Raw genomic sequence first — 16,080 nt, 5'->3', positions numbered from 1 at the left:
GTGATTGGCCCTTGTTGTGCAGGGAAAACGCTCAGGCGGCCAGGCCGCCTGCACGCGCCCGCGCCCGTCAGCCGCCGCGCGGGCGCCGCCCCGTGTCCGCCGCGTCCAGCCACTGGCGGGCCCGGATCAGCACGGGCTGGTCGACCATCTTGCCGTCCACGCGCACGGCGCTGCCGCCGCTGGCGTCCATGGCCTCGACCACGCGCCGGGCCCAGGCCTGTTCGGCCGGTGTGGGCGCCCAGGCGGCATGCACCGGCCCGACCTGCTTCGGATGGATGCACAGCCGGCCCCCGAAGCCCAGGGCGCGCGAGCGGCGGCTGTCGGCGTCCAGCACGGTGGCGTCGTCCAGCGCCGTACAGACGCCGTCCACGGGCGGCGGCAGGCCTGCCAGCCGCGAAGCCAGCACCAGCATGCTGCGGAAGGGCAGCAGGCCTTCCTCGCTCTCGATGCCGAGGTCGGCCTGGAAGTCGATGCTGCCGAAGGCCAGCCGCGCCACGCCCGGCGTGCGGGCGATCTCCTGGGCCAGGGCGATGCCACGGGCCGTCTCCACCAGGGCGAGCAGCGGGCAGTCGGCCGCCGTGGCCGCGGCGAGCAGGGCGGGCGGAAGCGCCTCGGCCTTGGGCACCATCAGCCCCGCCAGGCCCGGCCGGCCGATGAGCTGCAGGTCGCCCTCGAAGGCCGCCGTGTCGCAGGCATTGATGCGGACCCACACCGGTCGCTCGGCCGACAGCCAGGCGGCCACCGCTGCCCGGGCGGCATCCTTGTCCTGCGGCGCGACGGCGTCCTCCAGGTCGAGGATGACGGCGTCGGCATTGCTGTCCCAGGCCTTGGCGAAGCGCTCGGGCCGGTCGCCCGGCACGAAGAGGTAGCTGCGCGGCGGGCGGTGCAGGGCGACCATCAGATGGTGCGCCCGCCGCCCACCGGCGACGGCACGGACGGCAGGCGAGCGTGCGCTGCGCCCGTTCGCGGGCAGCCAATGAATCTCTGTCTCATGTCGGGCCTCCTCTGGTGCATGGAACGTCGTGCAATGTAGGCAGCGCGGCCACGGCCGTGAATTGGAAAGCGATCAACGCCGCCTTGCACGAACGGCAAGACAAGCCGGTGGGGCGGCAGAATCGGCCGCCATGCTCCCGGACATCGATTCCCTGGCCCTCTTCGTGCGCGCGGCCGAGCTGCGCAACCTCACCCGCGCGGCCGAGGCCAGCCACATCACGGTGCCGGCGGCCAGCCGCCGGCTCACGCAGCTGGAGCACCAGTTCAATGCCACGCTCTTCGCACGCCATTCGCGCGGCCTGCAGCTCACGCCGGCCGGCGAGCACCTGCTGCGCCTGGCGCGCAACGTGATCGCCGACGTCCAGCACATGCGCGCCGAGATGGTCAACTACGCGGCCGGCAACTTCGCGGTGCTGCGGGTGCACGGCAACACCTCGGCCATGTCGCAGTTCCTGCCCGGCGACGTGGCGCGCTTCCAGGGCGACCATGCCGGGGCGCGCATCGTGCTGGAGGAATGCTGGAGCGACGAGGCCGCCCGCCGCGTGCGCGCCGGCGAGGCCGACGTGGGCGTGGTGGTGGAAGGCTGCGACGTGTCGGGCCTGTGGGTGCGGCCCTACCGCAGCGACCGGCTGGCCGCCGTCACCCGCGAAGCCGATGCGCCGGTGGGCGAGACGGTGGCCTTCGCCGACCTGCTGGACCGCGACCTGGTGGGCCTGGAGGGCAGCAGCACGCTCACGCGCCTCATCACCGCCCAGGCCTCGGCGCAGAGCCGGCCGATGGCGCTGCGGGTGCAGGTGCGCAGCTTCGAGGCCGTGTGCCGCGCGGTGCAGGCCGGCCTGGGCGTCGGCATCCTGCCCCTGGCGGCGGCCGGCAGCTTCGCGCATGCGCTGCAGCTCAAGGTGCTGCCGCTCGCCGACGACTGGGCCGTGCGCCGCATGCAGCTGTGCACGCGCGCCCAGCCGGCCGCGCAGACGCCGCTGGACACGCTGCTGGCGCACCTGGAGGCCTGCGCGGCGGCGCCCCAGGAGCAGGGCGGCTGAGGGGGCCCGTGGGCGCGTGGGCACCTCAGCGGTCAACTGCGCGGGCTCACCCCGTTCTCGCTCTGCAGGGCCGGCACCCGCTCGAACGCCGACACCTTGTTGGTGCCCATGCAGCCGGCCAGATACCGGCTCGTCCCGCCTTTGGGGAAGGGCCGCCTTGCCTGCCCCGCAAGGCTGGATTTGCACGAAAGCAATTCCGGCGCAGGGCGGCGCGCTTCCAGAATCCAGCCCATGACGACCCATGCCCAAGCCCCGGACCCGACTTCCTCCCGCGCCGCCGACCGCCGGCCCGCCGGCCCGCTGGAGGGCGTCCTCGTGGTGGCCCTGGAACAGGCCGTGGCCGCGCCCTACTGCAGCAGCCGCCTCGCCGATGCCGGCGCCCGGGTCATCAAGATCGAACGCAGCGAGGGCGACTTCGCCCGCGGCTACGACCGCACCGTGGGCGGCGAATCGTCGTACTGGGTGTGGATCAACCGGGGCAAGGAATCCATCGCGCTCGACGTCAAGAAGGCCGACGACCTCGCGCTGCTGGAGCGCCTGCTCGCCCGCGCCGACGTGTTCATCCAGAACCTGGCGCCCGGCGCCACGGAGCGCCTGGGCATCGGCTCGGCCACGCTGCGCGAACGGCATCCGCGCCTCATCACCTGCGACATCACCGGCTACGGCGACGAGGGCGCGCTGCGCGAGCTCAAGGCCTACGACCTGCTGGTGCAGGCCGAGAGCGGCCTGGTGTCGGTGAGCGGTGCGCCGGGCGAATGGGGCCGCATCGGCGTGTCGTTGTGCGACATCACGGCGGGCACGAATGCGCTGATCGGCATCCAGCAGGCGCTGATGCAGCGCGAGCGCACCGGCGAGGGCGCGGCGGTGAAGGTGTCCCTCTTCGGCTCGGCCGCCGAGCTGATGAGCGTGCCCTACCTGCAGACCCGCTACGGCGGCAGCGCGCCCCAGCGCGTGGGCCTCAGGCATCCGACCATCGCGCCCTATGGTGCCTTCCGCTGTGCCGACGGCCGCGACATCGTGCTGTCGATCCAGAACGAGCGCGAGTGGGCCGACTTCTGCCGCACCGTGCTGCAGCGGCCCGAGCTGCTGCAGGACCCGCGCTGCGCCGGCAACGCGGTGCGCGTGGCCAACCGGGCCTATGTGGACGGCGCGGTGGCCGAGGTGTTCGCCGCCCAGACCAGCGAGGAGATGCGCCGGCGCCTGAGGCAGGCCCAGACGGCCTACGGCAGCATCAATTCGGTGGACGACCTGATCGCCCACCCCCAGCTGAAGACGCGGCCCATGGCCGTCAACGGCATGACGGCCCAGGTGCCCGCATCGCCCTGGTCGGTGCCGTGGGAGTCCGCCGAGTTCGCGCCTGCACCCGCACTGGACGCGCAGGGCAGTGCGATCCGCCGCGAGTTCGGGGACGCCGCTGCGACTGTGGACGCCTCGCCCGTCTCAGCCGGCGCCCGGGGCGCCATCGTCTGAACGGCGCGAAGGGCGCAGCCCCGGCGCGTCCTTGCCGGCGTCGAGCAACGCCTCGTAGTTGCGACGGAGGATGAGGCCGGCGTAGTAGACGTGCTCGCGCATCAGCTGCTCGGCACGCGCGGCGTCGCCGCCGATCACTGCTTCGCGGATGGGTGGGCAGTATCCTGCGCCCGGCATCACGCTCGGCCCGGCGCTGACCTTCGGCTGGCTGGCCGGCCAGCACCTGGCCCACACCCCCACTGCGGAGTCCCACGCATGAAGATCCTGTTCTCGCCCTTCTCCCCCTATGTGCGCAAGTGCCTGGTCACCGCGCACGAGCTCGGCCTGGAGGGGCAGATCCAGCTGCTGCCCTCCAACGCCCATCCCGTCCAGCGCGACCCCGCGATCATCAGCCACAACCCACTGGGCAAGGTGCCCACCTTCTTCACCGACGACGGTCAGGTGCTCTACGACAGCCGGGTGATCTGCGAATACCTGGACGTGCAGGCCGGTGGCCGCCTCATTCCCGCCTCGGGCGCGGCGCGCTGGACCACGCTCACGTTGCAGTCGCTGGGCGACGGCATGCTCGACGCGGCGCTGCTCGCCCGCTACGAGGACGTGGCCCGGCCCGAGGCCATCCGCTGGCCCGAATGGCGGGCCGCGCAGCTGGACAAGGTCGAGACCTCGCTGGCCCACCTGGATGCACAACCGGCCCTGCTCGCCGGTCGTGTGGACCTGGGGGCGCTCACCGTGGGCTGTGCGCTGTGGTACCTGGACCTGCGCTTTCCCGACCTTGGCTGGCGCGAGCGCCATGGCCCCACGGCCGCGTGGTACGAAGGTTTCCGGCAGCGGGCCAGCATGCAGGCGACCTGGGCGCTGTGAGGCGCAACGGACCCGTCCCGGGTCAGACCGTCGGCAGGCCCCGCCCGCTACAGTGACCGGATGCGACGGCACTTTCGACATGTCAACGGCACCCAGCGACTTTCCTATGGCGCCCTCGCCGGCCTGGCCGTGGCCGGCCTGTGCAGCGCGGGCGGCATGGCCGCGCGGCCGGCGGGCCTGCTCGGCTGGTGCGCGGCGGTGGCCGCCTACCTGGGCTGGGCGGCCTGGCAGGCGCGCATCTTCGACGCGGCGCAGGTCAAGGCCCGGGCCCGCTCGCTCGATCCGCCGGGGCCCATCATCCTGGCCATCGTCTCGGCGGCCATCGTCAGCAGCGTGATCGCCATCGGCCTGCTGCTGCAGCAGGTCAAGCAGCTCGGTGGCGTGGAGCGGGGCGCGCACATCGTGCTGGGCATGGTCGCGCTGGCCGGCTCGTGGCTGATGATCCACACCGTCTACGCCTTCCACTACGCGCACCGCTACTACCGCGACGACGGCACGCCCGACGAGGGCGGGCTGGACTTTCCGGGCAAGGCCGAGCCCGACTACGGCGACTTCATGTACTACGCCTTCGTGGTCGGCATGACCTCGCAGGTCTCCGACGTGCAGGTCACCACGCGCGAGATGCGGCGGCTGACGCTGCTGCACAGCGTGCTCTCCTTCGGCTTCAACATGGTGGTGCTGGCGCTGTCGATCAATGTGGCGGCGGGGGTGATCCAGTAGGGCCTGCGCCTGGACAATGGCAACTTCGAGAGGGCAAGCATGAAGTTGTTGTTGGCAGAGGACGAGGCGGCGCTGGCCGACTGGATGATGCGCGCGCTGACGCAGAGCGGCAGTTCGGTGGACTGGGTGGCCGACGGTCGTCTGGTCTCGCGCTCGCTGCGCGCCGAGCGCTACGACGCGCTGATCCTCGATCTGGGCCTGCCCGGACTGGACGGCGAGGACGTGCTGGCCAATCTGCGCGAGGACGACGAGGCACTGCCGGTACTGGTGCTCACGGCGCGGGACACGCTCGCACAGCGGGTGTCCACGCTGCGGGGAGGCGCCGACGACTTCATGGCCAAGCCCTTCGAGATCGAGGAGCTGGAGGCGCGACTGCTGGCGCTCGTGCGCCGGGCCCGCAGCCGCGAGCCGGCGCGGCCGGGCTGCGGCTCGCTCAGCTTCGATCCGGTCGGCAAGCGGTTTCAGCTGGGTGCGCAGCCCCTGACGCTCACACCGCGCGAGCACGCCCTGCTGGGTGTGCTGATCCGCGCACCGGGTCAGCCGGTGGGCAAGGCCGAGCTGATGCAGCAGGTGTTCCCTGGCGACGCCGAGGTCAACCCCGAAGCCGTGGAAGTGGTCATCCACCGGCTGCGCAAGCGCCTGCTCGGCAGCGATGTCCAGGTGACGACGATGCGCGGCCTGGGCTATGTGCTGGAGGCGGTCGGCCATGCGCCTTGATGCGCTGCACCGCACCAGCCTGCGCCGCACGTTGACCGTGGTTCTGATGGCGGGGGTGCTGGCCGGCAGCGTGCTGCAGGTGCTCGCCACCTGGCGCACCGCCGATGCGGCCGTGAATGCGGCGTTCGACCGCTCGCTGTACGGTGCCATCCGTGCCATCGATGCGAGCATCTCCACCGAGAGCGGCGGCATCGGCGTGGAGCTGCCCTATGTGCTGCTCGAGTTCTTCGAACTGACGGCCAGCGGTCCGGTCCACTACCGGGTGGCTACCGAGGATGGGCTGGTGGAGATCGGCAGCCCCGACATCCCGATGCCGGACGAGCCCACGGCGCTGCGCACCCCGCACTTCCAGACCGTGGACTATGTCGACGGCCCGGCGCGCGTGGGCACCTACGTGCGGCCGCTCGACGAGCCGGCGAGCGGCAACATCGTCATCCAGGTGGCCGAATCGCTGGCCTCGCGCGCAGAGTTCAGCCGGCAGTTCATCCTCCAGGCCGTCATCCGCGACGTGCTGCTGGCCGTGCTGGCGGCGGCCATGGCGGCGATGACCGTGAGCTGGTCGCTGCGGCCGCTCAAGCAACTGCGCGAAGGTGTGCAGGCCCGGCAGGCCGATGACCTTTCGCCCATCGACACGGCCCGGGTGCCGGTGGATGTGCTGCCCCTGGTGCAGGCGACCAACGACCACCTGGGCCGCTACCGCACGCTGCTGGCCACGCAGCGGCGCTTCCTCGACGATGCCTCGCACCAGCTGCGCACCCCGCTGACCACCTTGCTGACCCAGGCTGGCTATGCGCTGCGCGAGCCGGACGACCGGCGCGTGCGTGAAACCATGGAGGCCATGCGTGTGCAGCTGCGGACCATGATCCGGCGCGTCAACCAGCTGCTTGTGCTGGCACGCGCGGACACCTCGCCGCTGCAGTCCGAGCGCACCGACCTGGCGGGGCTGGCGGGCGAATTGGTGCGCAGGCTATGGCCCGTCGCACGCCGCAAAGCGGTGGACCTGGGGCTGGAGCACGAGGGTGCCCCGGTGATGGCGCTGGCACATGCGGGCCTGGTGCAGGAAGCGCTGTCCAACCTGGTCGACAACGCCCTGCGCCACACGCCGGCCGGCGGCAGCGTCACCGTGGGCGTTCGGGCCGAGGCGGGCGGATGCTGCATCGACGTGACCGACGATGGCCCGGGCATCCCCGAGGATGAACTGCCGCTCGTGACCCAGCGCTTCTTTCGCGCGAGCAATGCGCAGGGCGAGGGCACCGGCCTGGGCCTGGCCATCGTGCAGTCCATTGCGACGCGGCTGCACGGCCGCCTGGAACTGGCCCGCGCACCGGCGGGCGGGCTGCGGGCCAGCCTGTGGCTGCCCGCCGCGCCGCCCCGTGGCGATCAGGCCGCAGGTGCCTGATCGGGCGACGCGGCACGTTGCCGTTCGCGCTGCCGACGCAGGCGCAGCAGCGGTGGCACCACCAGCATCAGGGCAGCGCAGATCCACAGGCCCAGCGAGATGGGGCTTTCCACCAGGATGGCTGTGTCGCCCTGCGTGATCGACAGGGCGCGGCGCAGGTTCTGCTCCATCAGCGGCCCGAGCACGAATCCCAGGATCAGCGGTGCCATGGGCACGCCCTGCTTGCGCAGCAGGTAGCCGGCCACGCCGAGCACCGCCATCAGCACCAGGTCGAAGGTGGTGGCATGCACCGCATAGACGCCCACGGTGCTCACCGTCAGGATGGCGGGCACCAGCAGCCAGTTGGGCACCGACAAGAGCTTGGTGAACAGCCCCACCATCGGGATGTTGATGACCAGCAGGATCACGTTGGCCAGGAACAGCGAGGCGATGAAGCCCCACACCAGGTCCGGCTGCATGCTGAACAGGGCCGGTCCGGGCGTGATGTTGTAGAGCGCCAGCGCGCCCATCATCACGGCGGTGGTGCCCGAGCCGGGCACGCCGAGCGTCAGCATGGGCACGAAGGAGCCCGTGGCCGCGGAGTTGTTGGCTGCCTCCGGTGCCGCCACGCCGCGGATGTCGCCGTGGCCGAAGGTGCCTTCCTTGTCGAGGAGGCGCTTTTCCATGCTGTAGGTCATGGCGCTGGCCACCGTGGCGCCCGCGCCGGGCAGGATGCCCACCACGAAGCCCACCACGCTCGAGCGCAGTGTGCTCACCCAGGTGTACTTGACCTCGAACCAGTTGAAGAGCTTGCGGCCGGTCTGGCGCACCATGCCGCCGGTGCTGTGGTGGGCCTCCAGCATGAGCAGGATCTCGCTGATCGAGAACACGCCGATCACCACCACCACGAACTGAACGCCGTCTGACAGGTGCACGTCGCCGCCGGTGAAGCGGTAGATGCCCGAGTTGGAGTCCAGCCCCACGCAGGACAGCGCCAACCCCAGGATCGCGGCGATACCGGCCTTGACCGGCGCATCGCCCAGCAGGCCGGTGATGCAGGCAAAGGCGAAGCACATCAGCGCGAAGTACTCGGCCGGGCCGAAAGAGATGGCCCACCGCGCCAGCAGCGGGGCCAGCATCACGATGCCGGCGGTGGCGATCAGCGAGCCCACGAAGGAGCTCCACGCCGAGATCGACAGCGCCACGCCGCCCAGCCCTTTGCGGGCCATCGGGTAGCCGTCGAGCGCCGTCATGATCGCGCCCGCATCGCCCGGGATGTTCAGCAGGATCGACGAGATGCGCCCGCCATACTCGCAGCCGATGTACACGGCGGCCAGCAGGATCAGCGATGTCTCCGGCGGCAGCTTCATGGCGAAGGCCAGGGGCATCAGGATGGCGACGCCGTTGATCGGCCCCAGCCCGGGCAGCAGGCCGACCACGGTACCGATGAAGGCGCCCAGTGCCGCCGTGATCAGGTTGACCGGCGTGAAGGCCACGCCGAAGCCGCTGAGCAGGAAGTGCAGCGTCTCCATCAGAGGGCTCCCAGCACCGGCGCCAGCCAGCCCATCGGCAGCACCACATCGAGCAGCCGGTCGAACATGTAGAAGGCGCCCACCCCCAGCACTGCGCCGGCGGCCAGGCACTTCAGCGGCTTGCCGCCGAAGGCCATGCCCACGGGCACTGCCACCAGCGTGGTCGCCAGCGCAAAGCCCATCACCTCGAAGCACAGGGCATAGGCAAAGACAGCGCCCAGGACCACCGCCACCTGCTTCAGCGGCAGGCCGCGGTAGTCGGTCGCGTCGGGCGAGGGCTTGACGGCCAGCCACAGGCCTGCCACGGCCAGCAGGCCGGCCAGCAGCATCGGAAAGGCACGCGGGCCCACGGGTTCATAGGAGATGTCGGCCACGTAATGGCGTGCTGCGAGGGCCATGACGGCCGCCGCCAGCACGCACGCCACGCCAAGGATTCGGTCGGTCATGCGTCGGTCGCTCGTGCGCTGTGCGCGGTGTTCAATTCGCGACCTTCAGGCCGAAGTCCTCGACCAGCTTGCGGTACTGCGCCACCTGCTGCTTGACGTAGCCGTCGAGCTCGCTGCCCACGATGGCCAGCGGGAACAGGCCGCGCTCGTCGCGCAGCTTCTCGTAGGCGGGCGTGGCCATCATCTTCGAGAAGGTCTGGGCCCAGGTGTCGTAATCGGCCTGGCTCACCTTGGGGCCCAGGTAGAAGCCGCGCACGATGGGCCACTGGATGTCCGCGCCGGCCTCCTTCGCCGTGGGCACCTTGGCGAACTCGCCGGGCAGGCGCTTGTCGGACATGACGGCCAGCACGCGCACCTTGGTGCCGGCCTTGGCCTGCTGCAGTGTCTCGGCCGCATCGCCGGTGAACACATGGATGTGGCCGCCTTGCAGGGCCGTCATGGCTTCGCCGCCGCCCTCGAAGGCCACGAAGCGCATCTGCCGCGGGTTGACGCCTGCGGCCCGCGCCAGCAGCGCAGCCTTCATCCAGTCCTGGCTGCCGATGGTGCCGCCGGCACCGAGCACAACCTTGGCGGGGTCGGCCTTCATCGCGGCCATCACGTCCTGCAAGGTCTTGTAGGGCGAGTTCTCGGCCACCACCACGGCCCCGTAGTCGGTGCCGATGGCAGCGAGCCACTTCACGTCGTTCTCGGAATAGCGGCCGAACTTGCCTTGCGCGAGGTTGAGCAGCGAGCCGCCCGAGAAGGCCACGATGGTGTTGGCCGCATCGGGGCGCTGCGCGATGACGGTGTTGTAGGCCACCGCGCCGATGCCGCCTGGCATGTAGGTCACGCGCATCGGATCGGCGATGTACTTGCCGTCGAGCAGGCCGCTTTGCACCAGCTTGCAGGTCAGATCGAACCCGCCGCCCGGCTTGGCCGGCGCGATGCATTCGGTCTTGTCGAGGGGGCCGGCGAGCGCGGCCGTGGCGGCGGCCATGAGGACGAGGGACAGGGAAAGAGGACGCACAGGCATGAAAGGTCTCCAAAGGGTCTCGAGTCCCCTGACCTTATCGGCGCACGCCTTTCGTCCGGCTTTCAGCGGGATGCCGTAGAAACCCTGGCCCGCAGCAGTGGCGGAAAGCGGCCCACGGCGGTGGCGCCGTGGGCGAAGGTCACACGGACCATCACGTCGTCCGAAGGGTGCAGACGCACGCCCGCGAAGAAGAGCACGTTGTCGCCCTGTGGCTTGCCCGCATGACTCTTCTCCGTGCCGTTTCGACGCACGAGCAGCGTCGGCGTGCTGCCTGCCGTACGCACGCGCTCACCGTGGTCCTCGACGTAGAAGTGCAGGCCGTCGCGGCGCTGCACCAGCTCGAAGGAGGTCTCGCCGTCGTTCATCACCCCGCCATGCTTGGGCGGCCAGTCGCCGTGGGCGAAGGCCACCCATGGCGACGCGACCAGCAGCAGCGCACCAGCGCACCGCACGAGGGCGCGGCGCGACCTCAGTCGTACTTGCATTCCAGGGCGCCCGCGCGCGGGTTGGGGAACTGCTGGCCGGGGCCGGGGCCGGTGGCCGGCAGGCCGTAGGCGGCCTTCATCTTGTCGTTGGCCACCACCTTCACGCCGTCGCGGCCATAGGTCCAGGCGTCGAAATAATTGGTCGGATAGATCTGCGGGACCTCCACCGTCTTCAGGAACTCCTTCAGCTTGGGCTGGTCGTCCTCGCTGTAGGCATAGTGCATGCCGTAGGTCAGGCTGAAGGACTGCCCGCCCGCCGCACGCGAATTGAGGTGGTGCGGCATGAAGGTCTTCACCTCGAACTCCGGGATCACCGTGCGGGCCTGGTAGACCATGCGCGACTCGGGTCCCCCCTGCCACACGTCGAAGCTCTTGAGGCCCGCGGACTTGAGGGCATCCTTGAGGTTCTGCAGCGGCGAGCCGTAGGTGGTGGTGACGTTCTGGCCGTTCTCCACCGTCGTGACCACGCGCGGTGCCGTGAGGTCGGGGCCGCCTGCGCCGCTGTCGGAGACGAACCAGCTCAGCGTCTCGCCCGTTTTGATCCTGGTGGTGAAGAGGAAGCCGAAGGTCTCGGCGCCGCCGGTGCCATTGCTGAACTCGTCGCAGTCCACGCTGTGCACCCAGCGCACGGCCCGGATCTGGGTGAAGGCGTCGAGATCGATCACTTCGCCACCCTTGAGGCCCACGCATTGGTCGGCCGGGATGCCGTTGCTGCCCACCAGCGTGGCGCAGGCGGCTGGCGGTGCGTACACGCGCTTGCCCGTCTGCTTGGCCCATTCAGGCAGTTGCACGGAATGGTCGGGATGCACATGACCGAGCAGCACGACATCGACCGAGTTGCCGGCCACGCCGTCGGTCAGTGCCGTCAGGGCCTTGGTGACGGCGGCGGCATTGGCCGTGCGCCCGGCGTTCACGACTTCGCCGTCGAGCATCACGCCCTTGTCGCCGATCTGGTAGTGCCAGTTGGTGATGCCGAACCAGGTCATCCGTACATCGGCAGGTGCCTTGGCCAGCGGATCGACGGCCGGCGGCGGTGGCGTCGGCGTGCTGGGCTGTTCGGAAGAGGGGGGTGGGGGTGCCACGAGGCCCACGCTGGTCTGCTTGCTTCCGCCGCCGCATGCGGCCAGCAGCACCACGGCTGCGCAAATGCCCGTCAGGGCAAAGGTTCTGTTCATCTTGTCTCCAGAGGTGCGGGCGCCACGGTGGCCCGCGCGCAGCGACCATAGAAGGTCGCGCCTTTCAATTGGCTTTCAGTTCGTCCTGGGACCTGTACCGATGGAAAGCGGCTCCAGAGTGGGAACAATCGTGTGCTGCGCTTGGCCATTCCGAACCCATGACCTTTCCTCGCGTTGCCTGCCCACCGCTCGCGCATCTCCTGCGTCGCGTGCGGCTCGCATGCGCCATGCTTGTCGTTGCTGGCGTGCAGGCAGCATGGGCAGACGACGCGCCCGTCGTTCAGCTGGGCGGAACCGTGGTGCATGCCGACGCGACCCGCAGCCTGGCGCTCATGGCTGTGGGACCGTCGGGCTGGCAGTTGTATCGGGCCCGTTCCGCCGTCACGCCGGCGTGGACGATCGAAGCCGTGCGCGTCGATGAGGTGGTGCTGCGCACCGTCGAGGGTCGGCGCATCGTGGTGACCTTGAGCGCGACCCAGGCGTCGGCTGCCGTGCCTGGCGCGACGGTGTCGATGACGGGTCGCACGCCGCCGCTTGCTGCGACGGCTGTCGATCCCCTGGTGCAGACGCCCAGGCCGGCGCGGCCGGTGGCCGACCGCCTGCCGACGTCGCCGCAGCGGGCTGCGGCCTTGCGATCGATGCCTTCGGCCGCAACGATCCAGGCGGCGCAGCGCGAATTCGAGCTGCCGCCGAACGACTGAGCGGCGTTCGCTCGGCCCGCAGCATTCGCTTCTGCCGAGGCACTGAAGGTGCGCGGGCGATGCATGCATCGTCCGCGGCGATGCGAACCATCGCCAGATTCCATTGGTGCCGCCCCTGTCCGCACTCCTATGCTGAGCGCCGCTCATCACGGCCTCACACGCACCCTCTCCGCCAGGCGACTTCGGCGGTCCGAGTGCATGCCCAGGCCGTGGGTCGGCAGTGATCGACACCGCCGCCCATCGAAGCACGACGGCATGCGCCCAAGACGCTGATCGCAGAAGGAGACAAGACTGACCAAGACATCCGCCGCTGCCAGCCCGAGAGGCTGAACCACGACCCCTGCCGGCCTCCGGCCCGACGATCCGCCGCCTACCGCCCAGCACCCATGCGGTCCTGGTGGCGCAGCCGTGCGCGGTCGCCATCTTCAACAACCGAGACGATGTTCGAATACTTCCCCGACAACTACGCCTGGAGCCTGGCGGTAATGATGGCCGAAACCTGCGGTGGCGCCATCGGCGATATCGACGAAGCATGCAGGCCGCTGCGGCCCTACGCCTCTGTCAAAGGCGACGCCTCGTCCCTCGCATGGACGCAGAGTTGGCTGAAGGTGGCCGACCGCGTGTCGGCGCAGGCCGAAGTCGACCGGCGCGCCGGTCGCGCCTTCAGTGCAGGACGCAAGCTGCAGCGCGCCTGCACCTACTACATGATGGCCGAGCGGCAGATGCGCCACGCGGACCCCCAGCGCATGCCGGTCTACCACCGCATGCTCGACACCTTTGCGGGCTGGCAGGCCACGCTGGAGCAGCCCGTGGAGCGCTGTGCCGTGCCCTACGAAGGCAGCACACTGCCGGCACTGTTCGTGCGGGCAGGCGAGGGGCGAGGGCCCTGCATGGTGATGTTCGATGGCTTCGACATCATGAAGGAGACGATCTGCCTGATGCAGATCCACGAGGAGTTCCGCCGCCGAGGCATCTCGATGCTGATCGTGGACCATCCCGGCGTGGGCGAGGCGTTGCGCCTGCAGGGCCTGCTGGGCATGCCCGAGACCGAGCGCCCGGCGCGCGCCAGCCTGGAGTACCTGCTGGGCCGCAGCGACGTGGACCCGGCGCGCATCGGCATCATTGCACCGTCCGCGGGTGGCTATCACGCCGTGCGTTCCGCCGCGCTGGAGCCGCGCTTTGCCTGCTGCGTCGCCTGGACGGGGGTGTGGGACTGGGGCTCGCTCTTCGAGAAGCGCCTCAAGGGCCAGCTCGCACAGGCGGTGCACTTCCATCTGGAGCACGCCGAGTGGGTGTACGGGGCCAAGGGCGTCGAGGACGTCGTCGCGAAGATGGCGCCCATGCATCTCGGCGGCATCGCCGAGCGCATCCGCTGCCCGCTGCTCATCACGCACGGTGGCAATGACCGGCAGACGCCGGTGACCGAGGCGCATCAGGTCTACGCGGCCGCCGTCCACAGCGCGCGGCGCGAACTGCGGGTCTTCACCGCCGAAGAAGGCGGCTGCGAGCACTGCCATGTCGACAACCAGGCGCCTGCCACCGACTACATGGCGGATTGGGTGGCCGAGGTGCTGGGCGGACACACCGCGCCAGTTCGGTGATCGCCACGAGGAGACAAGCATGCCCCCATCGATCCCCCGCCGCCGCGTGCTGACCGCAGCCGCAGCCGGCGCCGCCTCGTTCGCCTTCGGGGCCTCGGCCCAGAGTGGCTATCCCGACCGGCCCATCAAGCTGATCGTGCCGTTCGCGCCCGGCGGCGCCACGGACATCACCGCCCGGATGGTGGCCGACCGCCTGCGCATCGAGCTGGGCCAGCCCGTGGTCATGGACAACCGGCCCGGCGCCACCGGCACCATTGGCACTCAGGCGGCGATGCGCTCGCCGGCCGACGGCTACACGCTGATGTTCACCACCTCGACCAACCAGGTGATCGCGCCGCTCTTGCTGGAGAAGCCACCCTACGACGGTGCGCGCGACTTCGCGCCGATCACGCTGCTGATTCACTATCTGGGCGTGTTGATGGTGAGCACCTCGGTGCCGGGCAAGACCCTGGCCGACTTCATGGCCTACGCCAAGCAGCGGCCCGGAAAGCTGAACTACGCATCTTCCGGCGTGGGCAGCACCAACCACCTGCTGGGCGAGCTGTTCAAGAGCCGTACCGGGCTCGATCTGGTGCACGTGCCCTACAAGGGCTCGGCCGCCGCGGTGCAGGCCTTGGCCGCCGACGAGGTGCAGATGTACTTCGACACCGTGCCCAACGCCCAGATCTGGATGAAACAAGGCAAGGTGAAGGTGCTGGCTCTGAGCAGCGACGCCCGCTCGAACCTGATGCCCGGTGTGCCCACGCTGGTGGAACTGGGGGTGCTGGACGCCGGCGCAGACTACTGGATGGGGCTGATGGCACCGCTGGGCACGCCCGCGCCCATCATCGCGCGCGTGCGCGAAGCGGCGGCCAAGGGGATGGCCTCGGCCGAGATGCAGCAGTTCGCGGCCAACGGGGGCGGCGAGATCAGCACCGGCACCCCCGAGCAGTTTGCGAAGCTGCTGGCCAGCGAGCAGCGGCGCTGGGGCGAGGTGATCCGCCGCAACAACATTCGCGCCGAGTGATGGCGCTGCTGCTGCATGCGGGGCCCGTGCCCCTGCCGGAGTTGCGCGCCGCGGTGCAGGCGCACTGCGGCGACGAACTGCCCGTGCGCATCTGGCCCGATGTCGGAGATGCGGCGGAGATCGAGTTCGCGCTGGTCTCGCGCATCCCGCACGGGGCGCTGCAGGGGCTACCCCGGCTTCGCCTGGTGGGCTCGCTGCATGCCGGTGTGGACCACCTGCTGCGCGAGGGCGGCATTCCCGCTGCGGTGCCGCTGACGCGGCCCGTGCCCCAGGCCGGCGACGTGCTGATGAACGAGTATGTGCTGACCCAGGTGCTGCAGCTGCACCGCGAGCTGCCAGCCTATGCGCTGGACCAGCGCGAGGGGCGGTGGCGCAAGCGCGCCCCGCTGCCCGTGCGCGAGCGCCGCGTTGGCTTCCTCGGCTTCGGCGCGATGGCGGCGCCTGCGGCACGCCTGTTGCGGCAGGTCGGCTTCGATGTGGCCGCGTGGGCGCGGCGGGCCAGGGCGGAGGACGGCATCCACGTCTTCGAAGGCGCTGCGGGGCTGCAGGCGTTGCTGGCCCGCTCGCAGATCCTGGTCAACCTGCTGCCGCTGACGCCCGACACGGAGAACCTGATCGACGCGCGCTTGCTGGCGCAACTGCCCAGGGGCGCATCGCTGTTGAACGTTGGCCGCGGCGAGCATGTGGTGGACGCCGACCTGCTGGCCGCGCTGGATGGCGGTCACTTGGCCACGGCGGTGCTGGATGTCTTCAGGCAGGAGCCTTTGCCGCCCGACAGCCCCTTCTGGCAGCACCCGCGCGTCGTCGTCACCCCGCATGCCTGTCGTCGCGTGGACATCGACGACGTGGTCGCGCAGTTTGCCCAGGAGGTTGCGCGCGTGCAGGCCGGCCTGCCACCACTGCGGGCCGTGGACCGCGCCGCCGGCTACTGACCCGGGTCGGT

The 16,080-nt window shown here is 70.3% G+C and carries 18 protein-coding genes; 10 read left to right on the top strand and 8 right to left on the bottom strand.

All coding sequences use genetic code 11. The features are described 5' to 3' along the window. Positions 1 to 67: 67 nt before the first annotated feature. Entirely contained in the window at positions 68 to 898 is an 831-nt protein-coding gene (locus tag L0984_RS18830; RefSeq protein WP_234195328.1) for an HpcH/HpaI aldolase/citrate lyase family protein, read from the bottom strand. Between the two features lie 226 nt (positions 899 to 1,124). On the opposite strand from L0984_RS18830, the gene L0984_RS18825 reads away from it, so the two are divergent. After that, entirely contained in the window at positions 1,125 to 2,033 is a 909-nt protein-coding gene (locus tag L0984_RS18825) for a LysR family transcriptional regulator (protein ID WP_234195327.1), read from the top strand. A 32-nt stretch (positions 2,034 to 2,065) separates the two neighbouring features. Here L0984_RS18825 and L0984_RS18820 read toward each other — a convergent pair whose 3' ends face one another. Then, complete coding sequence (locus tag L0984_RS18820; protein WP_234195326.1) at positions 2,066 to 2,266, bottom strand: hypothetical protein; 201 nt, start codon at positions 2,264 to 2,266, stop codon at positions 2,066 to 2,068. Here L0984_RS18820 and L0984_RS18815 point away from each other — a divergent pair. After that, positions 2,265 to 3,503, top strand: a complete 1,239-nt coding sequence (locus tag L0984_RS18815) for a CaiB/BaiF CoA transferase family protein (protein ID WP_234195325.1) — start codon at positions 2,265 to 2,267, stop codon at positions 3,501 to 3,503. The two genes, L0984_RS18820 and L0984_RS18815, sit on opposite strands and share 2 nt — an antisense overlap. Here the strand turns inward: L0984_RS18815 and L0984_RS18810 are convergent. Beyond that, entirely contained in the window at positions 3,474 to 3,680 is a 207-nt protein-coding gene (locus L0984_RS18810) for a hypothetical protein (RefSeq protein WP_234195323.1), read from the bottom strand. The two genes, L0984_RS18815 and L0984_RS18810, sit on opposite strands and share 30 nt — an antisense overlap. A 78-nt stretch (positions 3,681 to 3,758) precedes the next feature. Here L0984_RS18810 and L0984_RS18805 point away from each other — a divergent pair, with 78 nt between their 5' ends. Genes L0984_RS18805 through L0984_RS18790 form a run of 4 tightly spaced genes read left to right on the top strand, consistent with a single transcriptional unit; the run spans position 3,759 to position 7,200 of the window. After that, a complete protein-coding gene (locus tag L0984_RS18805) occupies positions 3,759 to 4,364 on the top strand; it encodes a glutathione S-transferase (protein WP_234195321.1) in 606 nt (201 codons plus the stop codon). A gap of 60 nt (positions 4,365 to 4,424) precedes the next feature. Then, positions 4,425 to 5,084: a DUF1345 domain-containing protein gene (locus L0984_RS18800; RefSeq protein ID WP_234195320.1), complete on the top strand. Its 660-nt coding sequence runs from the start codon at positions 4,425 to 4,427 to the stop codon at positions 5,082 to 5,084. Between the two features lie 39 nt (positions 5,085 to 5,123). Then, the gene (locus L0984_RS18795) at positions 5,124 to 5,801 is read left to right on the top strand and encodes a response regulator (protein ID WP_234195318.1); all 678 of its coding nucleotides are present in this window, start codon (positions 5,124 to 5,126) and stop codon (positions 5,799 to 5,801) included. Continuing rightward, complete coding sequence (locus L0984_RS18790) at positions 5,791 to 7,200, top strand: sensor histidine kinase (protein WP_234195316.1); 1,410 nt, start codon at positions 5,791 to 5,793, stop codon at positions 7,198 to 7,200. The genes L0984_RS18795 and L0984_RS18790 overlap by 11 nt, the downstream gene beginning before the upstream one ends. On the opposite strand, the gene L0984_RS18785 is transcribed toward L0984_RS18790, so the two are convergent. The 5 genes from L0984_RS18785 to L0984_RS18765 form a co-directional block, all read right to left on the bottom strand. Next, the gene (locus L0984_RS18785; RefSeq protein ID WP_370646107.1) at positions 7,182 to 8,714 is read right to left on the bottom strand and encodes a tripartite tricarboxylate transporter permease; all 1,533 of its coding nucleotides are present in this window, start codon (positions 8,712 to 8,714) and stop codon (positions 7,182 to 7,184) included. The genes L0984_RS18790 and L0984_RS18785 overlap by 19 nt on opposite strands. After that, entirely contained in the window at positions 8,711 to 9,157 is a 447-nt protein-coding gene (locus L0984_RS18780) for a tripartite tricarboxylate transporter TctB family protein (protein WP_234195312.1), read from the bottom strand. The genes L0984_RS18785 and L0984_RS18780 overlap by 4 nt, the downstream gene beginning before the upstream one ends. 31 nt (positions 9,158 to 9,188) lie before the next feature. Further along, on the bottom strand, positions 9,189 to 10,169 hold the full coding sequence (locus L0984_RS18775; RefSeq protein ID WP_370646075.1) for a Bug family tripartite tricarboxylate transporter substrate binding protein: 981 nt from the start codon (positions 10,167 to 10,169) through the stop codon (positions 9,189 to 9,191). A gap of 62 nt (positions 10,170 to 10,231) precedes the next feature. Next, a complete protein-coding gene (locus L0984_RS18770; RefSeq protein WP_234195310.1) occupies positions 10,232 to 10,654 on the bottom strand; it encodes a hypothetical protein in 423 nt (140 codons plus the stop codon). Continuing rightward, entirely contained in the window at positions 10,639 to 11,829 is a 1,191-nt protein-coding gene (locus tag L0984_RS18765) for an MBL fold metallo-hydrolase (RefSeq protein WP_234195308.1), read from the bottom strand. Before L0984_RS18765 ends, L0984_RS18770 begins: the two co-directional genes overlap by 16 nt. A 158-nt stretch (positions 11,830 to 11,987) precedes the next feature. Between L0984_RS18765 and L0984_RS18760 the strand changes: the two genes are divergently transcribed. From L0984_RS18760 to L0984_RS18745, 4 genes are all read left to right on the top strand, one after another. Next, positions 11,988 to 12,530: a hypothetical protein gene (locus L0984_RS18760; RefSeq protein ID WP_234195306.1), complete on the top strand. Its 543-nt coding sequence runs from the start codon at positions 11,988 to 11,990 to the stop codon at positions 12,528 to 12,530. Between the two features lie 440 nt (positions 12,531 to 12,970). Continuing rightward, positions 12,971 to 14,131: an alpha/beta hydrolase family protein gene (locus L0984_RS18755; RefSeq protein WP_234195305.1), complete on the top strand. Its 1,161-nt coding sequence runs from the start codon at positions 12,971 to 12,973 to the stop codon at positions 14,129 to 14,131. 19 nt (positions 14,132 to 14,150) lie between these two features. Next, positions 14,151 to 15,137: a Bug family tripartite tricarboxylate transporter substrate binding protein gene (locus tag L0984_RS18750; protein WP_234195304.1), complete on the top strand. Its 987-nt coding sequence runs from the start codon at positions 14,151 to 14,153 to the stop codon at positions 15,135 to 15,137. After that, complete coding sequence (locus tag L0984_RS18745) at positions 15,137 to 16,069, top strand: 2-hydroxyacid dehydrogenase (protein ID WP_234195303.1); 933 nt, start codon at positions 15,137 to 15,139, stop codon at positions 16,067 to 16,069. The genes L0984_RS18750 and L0984_RS18745 overlap by 1 nt, the downstream gene beginning before the upstream one ends. Positions 16,070 to 16,080: the final 11 nt, after the last annotated feature.

The organism is Pseudacidovorax sp. NFM-22 (assembly GCF_021401245.1).
In the GTDB taxonomy this organism is placed as follows: Bacteria; Pseudomonadota; Gammaproteobacteria; order Burkholderiales; family Burkholderiaceae_C; genus Xenophilus.
Note: the sequence above shows the minus strand (reverse complement) of the source record. Positions and strands in the feature narration are given on the sequence as shown.

Bases quoted from the DNA above. Each gene is read 5' to 3' on its own strand.
- L0984_RS18825 (WP_234195327.1), top strand. From the start codon at position 1,125: ATGCTCCCGGACATCGATTCCCTGGCCCTCTTCGTGCGCGCGGCCGAG.
- L0984_RS18770 (WP_234195310.1), bottom strand. From the start codon at position 10,654: ATGCAAGTACGACTGAGGTCGCGCCGCGCCCTCGTGCGGTGCGCTGGT.
- L0984_RS18760 (WP_234195306.1), top strand. From the start codon at position 11,988: ATGACCTTTCCTCGCGTTGCCTGCCCACCGCTCGCGCATCTCCTGCGT.
- L0984_RS18750 (WP_234195304.1), top strand. From the start codon at position 14,151: ATGCCCCCATCGATCCCCCGCCGCCGCGTGCTGACCGCAGCCGCAGCC.
- L0984_RS18775 (WP_370646075.1), bottom strand. From the start codon at position 10,169: ATGCCTGTGCGTCCTCTTTCCCTGTCCCTCGTCCTCATGGCCGCCGCC.
- L0984_RS18765 (WP_234195308.1), bottom strand. From the start codon at position 11,829: ATGAACAGAACCTTTGCCCTGACGGGCATTTGCGCAGCCGTGGTGCTG.
- L0984_RS18755 (WP_234195305.1), top strand. From the start codon at position 12,971: ATGTTCGAATACTTCCCCGACAACTACGCCTGGAGCCTGGCGGTAATG.
- L0984_RS18800 (WP_234195320.1), top strand. From the start codon at position 4,425: ATGCGACGGCACTTTCGACATGTCAACGGCACCCAGCGACTTTCCTAT.
- L0984_RS18810 (WP_234195323.1), bottom strand. From the start codon at position 3,680: ATGCCGGGCGCAGGATACTGCCCACCCATCCGCGAAGCAGTGATCGGC.
- L0984_RS18795 (WP_234195318.1), top strand. From the start codon at position 5,124: ATGAAGTTGTTGTTGGCAGAGGACGAGGCGGCGCTGGCCGACTGGATG.
- L0984_RS18790 (WP_234195316.1), top strand. From the start codon at position 5,791: ATGCGCCTTGATGCGCTGCACCGCACCAGCCTGCGCCGCACGTTGACC.
- L0984_RS18780 (WP_234195312.1), bottom strand. From the start codon at position 9,157: ATGACCGACCGAATCCTTGGCGTGGCGTGCGTGCTGGCGGCGGCCGTC.
- L0984_RS18815 (WP_234195325.1), top strand. From the start codon at position 2,265: ATGACGACCCATGCCCAAGCCCCGGACCCGACTTCCTCCCGCGCCGCC.
- L0984_RS18745 (WP_234195303.1), top strand. From the start codon at position 15,137: ATGGCGCTGCTGCTGCATGCGGGGCCCGTGCCCCTGCCGGAGTTGCGC.
- L0984_RS18805 (WP_234195321.1), top strand. From the start codon at position 3,759: ATGAAGATCCTGTTCTCGCCCTTCTCCCCCTATGTGCGCAAGTGCCTG.
- L0984_RS18820 (WP_234195326.1), bottom strand. From the start codon at position 2,266: ATGGGCTGGATTCTGGAAGCGCGCCGCCCTGCGCCGGAATTGCTTTCG.
- L0984_RS18830 (WP_234195328.1), bottom strand. From the start codon at position 898: ATGGTCGCCCTGCACCGCCCGCCGCGCAGCTACCTCTTCGTGCCGGGC.